The sequence below is a fragment of the Geodermatophilus sp. DF01-2 genome, from assembly GCF_004571065.1.
GTDB lineage: Bacteria > Actinomycetota > Actinomycetes > Mycobacteriales > Geodermatophilaceae > Geodermatophilus.
The window spans coordinates 1-9,641 of record NZ_SPQN01000114.1; the positions used below are offsets into that span (position 1 = coordinate 1).

At 75.0% G+C, this 9,641-nt stretch carries 9 protein-coding genes and 1 pseudogene; 7 read left to right on the forward strand and 3 right to left on the reverse strand.

All coding sequences use genetic code 11. From position 1 onward, the window contains the following. From E4P41_RS19960 to E4P41_RS19970, 3 genes are all read left to right on the forward strand, one after another. On the forward strand, positions 1-762 hold a 762-nt coding region (locus tag E4P41_RS19960; protein ID WP_135142977.1), incomplete at its 5' end, for an ATP-binding protein. Between the two features lie 112 nt (positions 763-874). Then, positions 875-1,876: a sensor histidine kinase gene (locus E4P41_RS19965; RefSeq protein ID WP_280661378.1), complete on the forward strand. Its 1,002-nt coding sequence runs from the start codon at positions 875-877 to the stop codon at positions 1,874-1,876. A gap of 204 nt (positions 1,877-2,080) precedes the next feature. Beyond that, on the forward strand, positions 2,081-2,515 hold the full coding sequence (locus E4P41_RS19970; RefSeq protein WP_245177513.1) for a MarR family transcriptional regulator: 435 nt from the start codon (positions 2,081-2,083) through the stop codon (positions 2,513-2,515). 96 nt (positions 2,516-2,611) lie between these two features. On the opposite strand, the gene E4P41_RS19975 is transcribed toward E4P41_RS19970, so the two are convergent. Then, positions 2,612-3,625: an ATP-dependent DNA ligase gene (locus E4P41_RS19975; RefSeq protein ID WP_135142979.1), complete on the reverse strand. Its 1,014-nt coding sequence runs from the start codon at positions 3,623-3,625 to the stop codon at positions 2,612-2,614. Between the two features lie 171 nt (positions 3,626-3,796). On the opposite strand from E4P41_RS19975, the gene E4P41_RS19980 reads away from it, so the two are divergent. The 3 genes from E4P41_RS19980 to E4P41_RS22400 all read left to right on the forward strand — a co-directional run bounded on the left by E4P41_RS19980 (position 3,797) and on the right by E4P41_RS22400 (position 4,932). Beyond that, the gene (locus E4P41_RS19980; protein WP_135142980.1) at positions 3,797-4,276 is read left to right on the forward strand and encodes a DUF1992 domain-containing protein; all 480 of its coding nucleotides are present in this window, start codon (positions 3,797-3,799) and stop codon (positions 4,274-4,276) included. Positions 4,277-4,364: 88 nt separating this feature from the next. Next, entirely contained in the window at positions 4,365-4,559 is a 195-nt protein-coding gene (locus E4P41_RS19985; protein ID WP_135142981.1) for a hypothetical protein, read from the forward strand. A 205-nt stretch (positions 4,560-4,764) separates the two neighbouring features. After that, on the forward strand, positions 4,765-4,932 hold the full coding sequence (locus tag E4P41_RS22400; protein ID WP_167761191.1) for a hypothetical protein: 168 nt from the start codon (positions 4,765-4,767) through the stop codon (positions 4,930-4,932). Positions 4,933-5,006: 74 nt separating this feature from the next. On the opposite strand, the gene E4P41_RS19990 is transcribed toward E4P41_RS22400, so the two are convergent. Beyond that, complete coding sequence (locus E4P41_RS19990) at positions 5,007-6,890, reverse strand: hydantoinase B/oxoprolinase family protein (RefSeq protein WP_135142982.1); 1,884 nt, start codon at positions 6,888-6,890, stop codon at positions 5,007-5,009. Next, positions 6,887-8,962, reverse strand: coding sequence for a hydantoinase/oxoprolinase family protein (locus tag E4P41_RS19995; RefSeq protein WP_135142983.1), 2,076 nt, complete (start codon positions 8,960-8,962; stop codon positions 6,887-6,889). The genes E4P41_RS19990 and E4P41_RS19995 overlap by 4 nt, the downstream gene beginning before the upstream one ends. Before the next feature lie 123 nt (positions 8,963-9,085). Here E4P41_RS19995 and E4P41_RS20000 point away from each other — a divergent pair. Next, positions 9,086-9,641, forward strand: a pseudogene (locus E4P41_RS20000) (hypothetical protein); the annotation flags it as partial.

The window sequence follows — 9,641 nt, forward strand, 5'->3', positions numbered from 1 at the left end:
CGGCTGCCGGCCGACCCGGCGCGGCTGTCGTCCGTGCGGCGGGCCGTGGCGGCGTGGACGGCGGCGGCCGGGATGCCCGCCGACACCGCCGAGGACCTGCAGCTGGCGCTGGGCGAGGCCCTGGCCAACGCGGTCGAGCACGCCTACGCGGCGTCCGGCACCGGCGAGTGCACCTACCGGGTGGCCCGGCAGGCCGACGGCGGGGTCAGCGTCGAGGTCTGCGACACCGGGATGTGGCGGCCGCCGCCGGAGGACCGCGGCCACCGCGGTCGCGGCCTCGAGCTGATCGACGCGCTGGCCACCGACGTCGAGGTCGTGCACGTCCCCGGCACTCCCGGCACCACCGTCCGCTTCCGGATGCCGGCCGCCGTCCCCGAGCCGGACGCGCTGCCGCAGCGGGGCATCCTCCACCCGGCCGGGGACGGCGGTGCGGCGCTGCTGGCCGTGCACGACGAGCCCGGGGGGCTGCGCCTGGAGATCCACGGCGAGGTCGACCTGGCCACCGCGGGGAAGGTGCGCGAGCAGCTCCTGGCCCGTCTGGACCAGCTGCCCGCGGGCACCGTCGCGACGCTGGACCTCCGGCCGACCGGCTACCTGGCGAGTGCCGGCGTCGGGATGGTGCTCGAGGCCCTCGCCCGTGCGGGTGAGGTCGGCGTCGAGTTGCGGGTGCGCTCCGAGCAGGGGACGTCGCCGGCGCGGATACTCAGCCTGGCCGGGGTGGGCGAGCCGGCCCCCGGGGTACCGGTGGCCCGGCCCACGTGACGGCGCGTACACCCGGCCCTCCGCGACCCGGGGGAAGCGGGTGTACGAGGATGGCGCAGCAGTCGGCCGGAGCGGTCCGGCCAGGGGGAGGGTAGAAGAGGTGGACGGAGCGGTGGGCGAGCACGCTGCCCCGGCCGCGCTCCCGCGCCCACGAAGCGGAACCGAACCGTCCGTTCGGACCCGCCACGCGGCTGCCGTGGTGGACGGGGCACCCGAGCTGCTGGCCGTGGCGCTGCCGTTCCTGCACGCTGGGTTGCGCGCCGGCGACGTCGTCGCGCTGACCTGCCCACCGGAGGTCGTCGCGCTGCTGTGCGAGGAGCTCGGGGAGCGCGCCGGTCGGGTCCGCAGCGACCCTCGGCTGAGCCTGCTGGGTGCCCGGGCCCCCGACGTGGTGATCCATGCCCGTCGGGCCGCCGACGAGGCGTCCGGCACGGGCGGGGGCCTGCTGCGCATCCTGTCCCTGGTCGACTTCGGGCCGGACCCCGCCGACTGGCGTGAGGGGCTGCGCTACGAGTCGGCGTCCAACCGGGTCATGCAGGACGCTCCGGTCGACTGTCTCTGCGTGTACGACCGGCAGCGGCTTCCGGCGGAGGTCGTGGACAGCGCCACCGCCACCCACCCGCAGGTCGTCCACGACGGCGCCTGGACGGCCAGTCCGGACTACCGCGACCCTGCGGAGTACCTGTCCCGGCTGCCGTGGCCGCGGGAGCCGCTCGAGGACACCACGCCGGTGCTCGCCCTCGACGACGTCCCCAGTCTGGTGACGTTGCGCCACGAGCTCGGTGCGGCCCTCGCCGCCCGGGTTCCCGACCGCGACCAGCGCGAGGACCTCCACCTGGCCGCCGCCGAGGTCGCCGCCAACGCCTTCCGGCACGGAGCCCGGCCGGTGTCGGCCCGGATGTGGACCGACGGCCAGCGGCTGGTCTGCAGGATCACCGACTCCGGGCACTCTTTCGCCGACCCGCTGGCCGGCTTCCGGCCGGCCCACGGTGCCGACCTCAGCCGCGGCGGCATGGGCCTGTGGCTGGCCCGCAAGCTCTGGGACTCGGTGGACCTGCTGCCCGGCCCCCACGGGCTCACCGTCCGGCTGAGCACGCGGCTGCACCCGGCGTGACGCTGCGGACGTCTCATTGTTGAGGTATCCGGGGTGAGCGGGGGGACGGCGGCCGGGCGGAAGCCCGCCAGCGGCTCTCCGGGGGGCTCCGCGGCAGAGGGGGCCGGTGTCCCCGGGGGCGATTCCTGCGCCTCCGCGGCTGACGCCGTCGACCTGATCCTGGCTCAGTGGGCCCGGGAGCGCCCCGACCTCGACTGCAGCCCGATGGGGATCATCGGCCGGATCTCCCAGCTGCAGCGCGAGGTCTTCCTCGCCCAGCGGGCCACCTTCGCCCGGCACGGCCTCGACGTGCCGTCCTTCGACGTGCTGGCCGCGCTGCGCCGGGCCGGCGCCCCGTACCAGCTGACCCCGACGGCGCTGATGCGCACCGCGCTGGTCACCTCCGGCGCCATCACCCAGCGGCTGGACCGGCTGGAGGACAAGGGGCTGATCACCCGCGAGCGCAGCGAGGCCGACGGGCGGGCCGTCGTCGTCACGCTGACCGAGGCCGGCGGCGCGATCCTCGACGCCGCGCTGCCCGATCACCTGGAGACCGAGCAGCGGCTGCTGGCCGGTCTCTCCGACGACGACCGGGACGAGCTCGCCGGCCTGCTCCGCCGCCTGCTCGTCACCCTGGGCCGGGTGCCGCCGGATCCGTGACGCACCTCGACGATCATGAAGTCCGGGATGCGACACACCGGTACCGTCCGGCGTGTCGCATCCGGGACTTCATGATCGCCACGGCGGACGGCACGATCAGGGAAGCTCCGGCACGTCCTCCGGGGCGAGGTCGGGGCGCACCCGCACGAAGCGCAGCGGGTGACGGAAGACGCCGGCCTGCAGCGCAGCGTCGGCGCTGACCTCCACGACCGCGTCCGGGTGCACGCGGGTGAGTGACACCGACAGCCGGCCGCCGCCGAAGGCGCCGGCGCCGATCCGGTCGGGCCACGGGTGGTCGGGTGCGGCCGGGCGCAGGACGGCGGCCAGCTCGGCGGAGTGGGCCGGCGACAGCGGGCTGGTCCGGCCGACGACCACCAGCTCGCCGTCCCGGTACCGGCCGGCGACCAGCTGGCCGGGCCGCTCGATCGGCCCGATGACCCCGCCGGCGACCACCTCGATCGTCTCCCAGGACTTCACCTTCAGCCACTCCCGCCGGCCGGGGGCGTAGCGGGTACCCGCGCCCTTGGCGACCAGTCCTTCCACGCCGGCCGGGCGGAAGTCGGTCGACCACCGGCGGGCCTCGGCGGGGTCGGCGGTGACGGGAGAGAGCTGCATCGGCGGCGCCCAGCGGGCGGCCAGCTCCTCCAGCGCCGCGCGCCGCTCCCGCAGCCGGCGGCCGCGCAGGTCCGCGCCGCCCCGCGCGAGCAGGTCGAAGGCGACGTAGGAGGCCGGCGCGGCCGCGACGAGGGCGTCGACCCGGCCGGGGGCGGCGACCATGCGCTGTTGGAGCAGTCCGAAGTCCAGCCGCGAGCCGTTCCAGACGACGACCTCGCCGTCGAGCACGGTGCCGGGCGGCACCTGGGCCACGGCCGCGGCCACGACGTCCGGGAAGCGGGGGGACAGGTCGCGGCCCTGCCGGGACCAGACCCGGGTCGTGCCCCCGGTGCGTACGACGACCAGCCGGTAGCCGTCCCACTTGGGCTCGTAGAGGACGCCGCCGGGCAGCGCGTCGACCCGCGGCAGGTCGCGCACCGGCCTGGCCAGCTCCACCGCGACCGGTCCGGCCAGCTCGGGCGGCACGTCGGGCAAGCCGGGCACGGACAGCGGCACGACGGTCAGCCTGGAGGGTCCCGGCCGCTCCCGCAGGGCGCTGAGCTGCCGCTTCACCCCTTCGTGGCAGGTCGCCACGCTCCGCGAGGACGCCGGGGGACCGCACGAGCGGCGGTCGCGGTCAAGTCACGATCCGGCCACACCGGCGACGGCGGGGTACCAAGGAGCGCGATGACCGAGCGCAAGCCCCCGGGGATGTCCTTCGATACCTGGATCGACCACCAGATCACCCAGGCGCGAGCCCGGGGTGCGTTCGACGACCTCGAGGGGACGGGCCGGCCGCTGCCGCGGCGCGACAAGGAGCAGTCCAGCTACGAGTGGGCGCTGGAGTGGGCCAAGCGGCAGCAGGCCGACCCGCGGGACCTGCTGCCGCCGGGCATGGCGCTCCGCCGCGAGCGGGAGGACCTGGCCGACGTCGTCCGGGGGCTGCGCTCGGAGGCGGCGGTGCGGGAGCTGGTCGAGGAGTTCAACGCGCGGGTCGAGCAGCACTGGCGCCGTCCCCAGGACGGGCCGGACGCCGTTCCCGGGCTGGCCGACGTCGAGGCGCTCGTGCGGCTCTGGCACGCCACCCGCCCGCCGCCGGGCCCCACGGAACCGGTGGCGCCGCCGGCACCGCCACGTTCCCGTTGGTGGCGGCGCGGGGGCCGCTGACGGGCGGACACGGGTCGGCCTCTCGGCGGCTCACGCATCGACGACGCGGACGGCGGGTAGGGGAACGGCTCCCGGACAGGAGGTCGTCATGACCGAGGTGCCAGGTACCGACCGCGACCAGGCCGGCGAGAGCGTCCTGCGAGAGACCCCGCTCGTCCCGGACGACGTCGCGGACGCCGACGACGACCCGCGCAGCAGCGACGAGCCGGCCGACCGCGGCGACGAGGGGCAGGCGGGCGACAGCGTGAAGCCACCGCCTGGGAGCACCGAGCTGGGCACCTGAGCCCAGGGCCGGTGGATGCCGCCGATACGTCCGCTGGACGGGCCGGGCGACGTCCCGGGCGCGGCGGGCCGGTCGAGGAGACCTGGGACGGTGCGGGTCCGGCCGTCCCCGTCGGGTCACCGCGACGCCGGAGCCGGCGACGCCCTCCGGGCTGTTCGGCAGGCGGACCACCCCGGCATACCACATCCAGCGCGGAAGGGAACCCATGACCGAGAGCACCGGCACCGGGGGAGCGAACGCCGACGAGGTGACCGCCACGCCGAGCGGCAAGGCCGGCGGCGAGGGCGAGGACCTGCACGGCGCTGCCCGCGAGGTCTACGAGGACAACCAGAAGGGTGGCGCCGACGAGGCGGCCAAGACCCCCGGCGCCTGAGGAAGACCCCGCTGCTGCCACCGCTCGCGAGCTCGCGGCAGGCCCCTGCAGCGGGGCCTCGGGACACCACCCAGCTAGAGGACGTCGAACTCGTTGAAGGCCGCCCCGCCTGACAGCCGCGCGTAGCCCGGCCCGCGGTCGAAGAACGGCTCGTCGCCGGTCCGCGCCGCCCGCAGCGAGGCCCGCAGCTCCTCGGTGGCCGTCTCGTCGCACTCGCCGTCGTCGAGCACGACCACGCCGTAGTCCTCCCGGGCGCCGCGCACGGACACCTTGCGCCAGGCGATGTCGCGCAGCACCTCCTCGACCGGCCGGTCCAGCGGGTCGCCCCAGCCGCCGCCGCCCGTCGTCCGGATGCGCACGACCGTGCCGGCACGCAGCGGTTCGGCGTCGGCGAGCGCGTCGACGTCGTGCTCGTCGGGGCCCCCCGGGTCGACGGTGATCCGGAACGGCTGCCCTGCCCGGCCGCCGTTGACGCCCCAGCAGGACAGGATCGAGCGGTCGGCGATCGACATGAAGTGCGCGTCGCGCAGCACCCGGATGTGCTTCTCGTAGCCGCAGCCGCCGCGGTAGCGCCCCGGCCCTCCGGAGTCGAGCGCCAGCCCCAGCCGCTCGACCCGCAGCGGGAAGCGGCTCTCGGTGAACTCGGTGGGCAGGTTCCGCGAGTCCGGGACGACGTGGATGGTGTCCTCGCCGTCGGCGTAGTACCGCCCGCCCGAGCCGCCGCCGAGCACCTCGCGCATGAGGTAGGGCTGCCCGTCGAGATCGGTGCCGTAGACGCCGGTGTAGCGGATCGTCTCCTGGTCGGCGGGCATCCGGCCGCCGGTGGCCTTGGCCAGCACCCCGGCGAGGACGCCGAGCAGCCGCAGGATGACGAAGGTGCGCGCGTTGGTCGGCGCCGGGAAGACCGGCGTGAGCAGCGTGCCCTTCTCCGGGAACCGCATCTCGATCAGCGGGACGACGCCCTCGTTGACGTCGAGCTCGGCCATCCGCTCCGGCGTCTCGGCGAGGTTGCGCAGGATCGGCGCCAGCCACTTCTTGAGGAAGTTGCCGTCGGCGTAGTCGCCGCAGTGGTTGATCGGACCCTTGGCCTGCGGGCCGGTGCCGGTGAAGTCGATGACCAGCGGAGTCTCGTGCTCCGACCTCATCGTCAGCGTGATCCGCTGCCGGTGGAGCTTGGGCTCCTCGACGCCGTCGTGCTCGGCGTAGTCCTCCCAGACGTAGGTGCCGTCGGGGATCTGCGACAGGACCTCCCGCCGGTAGACCTCGGTGGAGTTGGCCAGGATCGCGTCGAAGCAGGCCTCCACGGCCTCGACTCCATATCGGTCGAAGAGCTCGCCGAGCCGCCGGGCGCCGGCCAGGCAGGCCGAGCACTCCGCGTCGAGGTCGGCGGCCAGCGAGTCGGGCATCCGCGAGTTGCGGGTCATGATCGCCAGCGCCGCCTCGTTGCGGACGCCGCGGTCCCACAGCTTGATCGGCGGGACCATGAGGCCCTCCTCGTACACGCTCGTCGCCCCGCTCGGCATCGAGCCGGGCACGGCGCCGCCGATGTCGTCGTGGTGGCCGAACGCCTGGACGAAGGCGACCACCCGCGCCTCCGGACCAGCAGGGCCGTCCACCTCGGCGAACACCGGCACGGTGACGCACAGGTCGGGCAGGTGCCCGATCCCGCCCTCGGAGAGGTAGACGTCGTTGTGGAAGTAGACGTCGCCGACGTTCATCGTCTCGATCGGGTGGTCGCGCACCACCGGGTGCACCAGCGCCGAGTAGGAGCGGCCGGTGAGCTTGCGCAGCTGCCGGTCGTGGATGCCGGCCCGGAAGTCGTGCGCGTCGCGGATCATCGGCGACCGCGACGTCCGGCCGATCGAGGTCTCGACCTCGCGTTCGATCGCGGCCAGCGTGCCGGCGACGATCTCGACGAGGACCGGGTCGGCGGCCACCGTGCCGTCGGTGAGCGTCATCGGGCGTCCCTCTCGAGCAGCAGGTTCCCGTGGGCGTCCACCGTCGCGCGGAAGCCCGGATGCACGGGCACCGTGGAGCCGAACTCCTCGATGACCGCCGGGCCGTGCACCACGTCCCCGGGCGCCAATCGCGGTCGGTCGTACGTCGGGGTGTCGGTCCAGTCGTCGTCGAAGAAGACCGGCCGGGTTCCCGTGACGGCCCGGTCCGTTCCCGGCCCCGAGGCCGGCGGCAGCTCCACCAGGTCCGGACGGCGGATCGGCCCGATCCCGCTCACCCGCAGGTTGACCCACTCGACGGCCTGACGCGGGTCCTCGGCGAAGTCGTAGCCGTAGAGCATGCGGTGCGCGGCATGGAAGTCCTGGGAGGCCTGGTCGACAGCGGCGTCGTCCAGCTCGCCGTCCGTCACCGGCACGCGCACCTCGAACGCCTGGCCTCCGTAGCGCAGGTCGGCGGTGCGCTGCACCCGCTGCCGGTCGCGGGCGAAGCCCTCGCCGTCGAGTGCCTGCCGCGCCCGGGTCTCCAGCTCGGCGTAGACGGTGCGCACCCGCTCCAGGTCGAGGTCGGCGTGCCGCTGGATCGCGGTCTGGACGTGGTCGTTGCGGACGTCGACGGTGAGCAGGCCGAAGGCGCTGAGGTTGCCCGGGTCCGGCGGGACGAGGGTGCGCGGCAGGCCGAGGACGTCCATCAGCCGGCAGGCGAGCAGCGACCCGGAGCCGCCGAACGTGGTGAGCGTGAAGTCGCGGACGTCGAGGCCGCGGGCGACGGTCACCTGGCGCAGGGCGTTGGCCTGGTTCCACGCGGAGACCTCGAGGATGCCGGTCGCGGTGCGCTCCAGGTCGAGGTCGAGCTTCGCGCCGAGCTGCTCGAGGCCGGCGCGGGCCGCCTCGACCGACAGCGGGATCTCCCCGCCGAGCAGGTGTGGCGGGATCCGGCCGAGGGCCACGTGCGCGTCGGTGACGGTGGGCTGGTTCCCGCCGGACGGGTAGCACATCGGCCCCGGGTCGGCGCCGGCCGACCGCGGCCCCACCTTGAGCGTGCTCTCCGGCGACAGCCAGGCGATCGAGCCACCGCCGGCGCCGACGGTGACGACGTCGATCATCGGGATCTTCGAGGGATAGTCGCCGACCGACCCCTCGGTGGTGAGCGCCGGCTCGCCGTCGATGACGACGGTGACGTCGGTGGAGGTGCCGCCGCCGTCGCAGGTGAGCACCCGGTCGAACCCGGCGGCGCCGGCGACCAGCGCCGCGCCGAGGGCGCCCGCGGCCGGGCCGGAGAGCATCGTGGTGATCGGCTGGTGCACCACCTCGGCCGCCGAGAGCACCCCGCCGTTGCTCTTCATCACGTAGAACGGCACGCCCGGGGCGATCTCCTCGAGCCGGGCGCTGATGTTGTCGACGTACGCGCCGACCCGCAGCTTGACCGCGGCGTCGACCAGCGTGGTCACCGACCGCTCGTACTCCCGGTACTCCCGCAGCACCTGGGAGCTGATCGAGACGACGGCGTCCGGGTGCTCCTCGCGGAGGATCTCGAGCATCCGGCGCTCGTGCGCGTCGTTCGCGTACGAGTGCAGGAAGCAGACGCCGATCGTGCCGACCCCGGCGTCGCGGAGGGAGCGGGCGGCGGCGCGGGCGTCGTCCTCGTCGAACGGCCGCACCTCCTCGCCACGGGAGTCGAGCCGGCCACGCACGGCGCGCACCAGGTCGGCCGGGACGATCCGCGGCGGCTTGGCCCAGAAGTAGCTGTTGCCGTAGCCGTCGGGCACCGACTGCCGGGCGATCTCCAGCACCGACTCGTAGCCCTCGGTGGTGATGAACCCGATCCGGTCCAGCCGGCCCTCGAGCAGCTGGTTGGTGGCGACCGTCGTCCCGTGGCTGACCGCGGTCACCGCGTCGCCGGAGAGCCCCATGAGGTCCAGCACCTTGCGGACGCCGGTGATGAACCCCTCGGCGGGGTCGGCCGGGGTGGACGGCGTCTTGGTGGTCGTGGTCCGGCCGGTCGCCTCGTCCACGGCGACGACGTCGGTGAACGTCCCCCCGGTGTCGATGCCGATGCGGACGCGACGCGTCTCCATGGGCGGATACCTTAGCGGTGAGGTATCCGCCCGGGAAGCGACCCCACCGCTCCCTTCCTGACGATCTCGCGACATTCCGCGGCCGGCGGTGTGCGACCAGCCCCCGCGGGCCAGGGAACACCCGTGAGCGAGACGACGGAGACGACGCGGCGACCGGACGAGGACCGTCGGCGGGCGCCGAAGGGGCGTGCCGCGATCGCGGGGCTGGTCGCCGCCGGGTCGGCGCTGGCGGTGGTCGAGCTGGTCGCCGGCCTGATGGCGGCGGTCCCGTCCCTGATCATCGCGGTCGGGGACGCGGTCATCGACAGTGTCCCGGGCTGGCTGGAGCGGTGGGCCATCGCGACCTTGGGGACCGCGGACAAGCCGGTCCTCATCGGCGGGATCCTCGTCGTCTCGGGCCTCGTCGGTGCCGTGCTGGGCCTCCTGGCCCGGCGGTGGTTCCTGATCGGAGCCGGCGGGATCGTCCTGTTCGCGGCGATCGGGGTCCTGGCCGCCTCTGCCGACCCCCGGGGGTCGGTGCCGCTGACGACCCTGGTCGCCCTGGTCGGTGCCGGCGTCGGTGTCGGCGTGCTGTGGTGGCTGCTGGCGCTGGCCCGGCGGCCCGCCGCCGTCCCGGCTGTGAGCGGAGCCGAGAGCGGCGCGGGGACGCCGCCGTCCGGCACGGCCGCGCCGGGCGTGG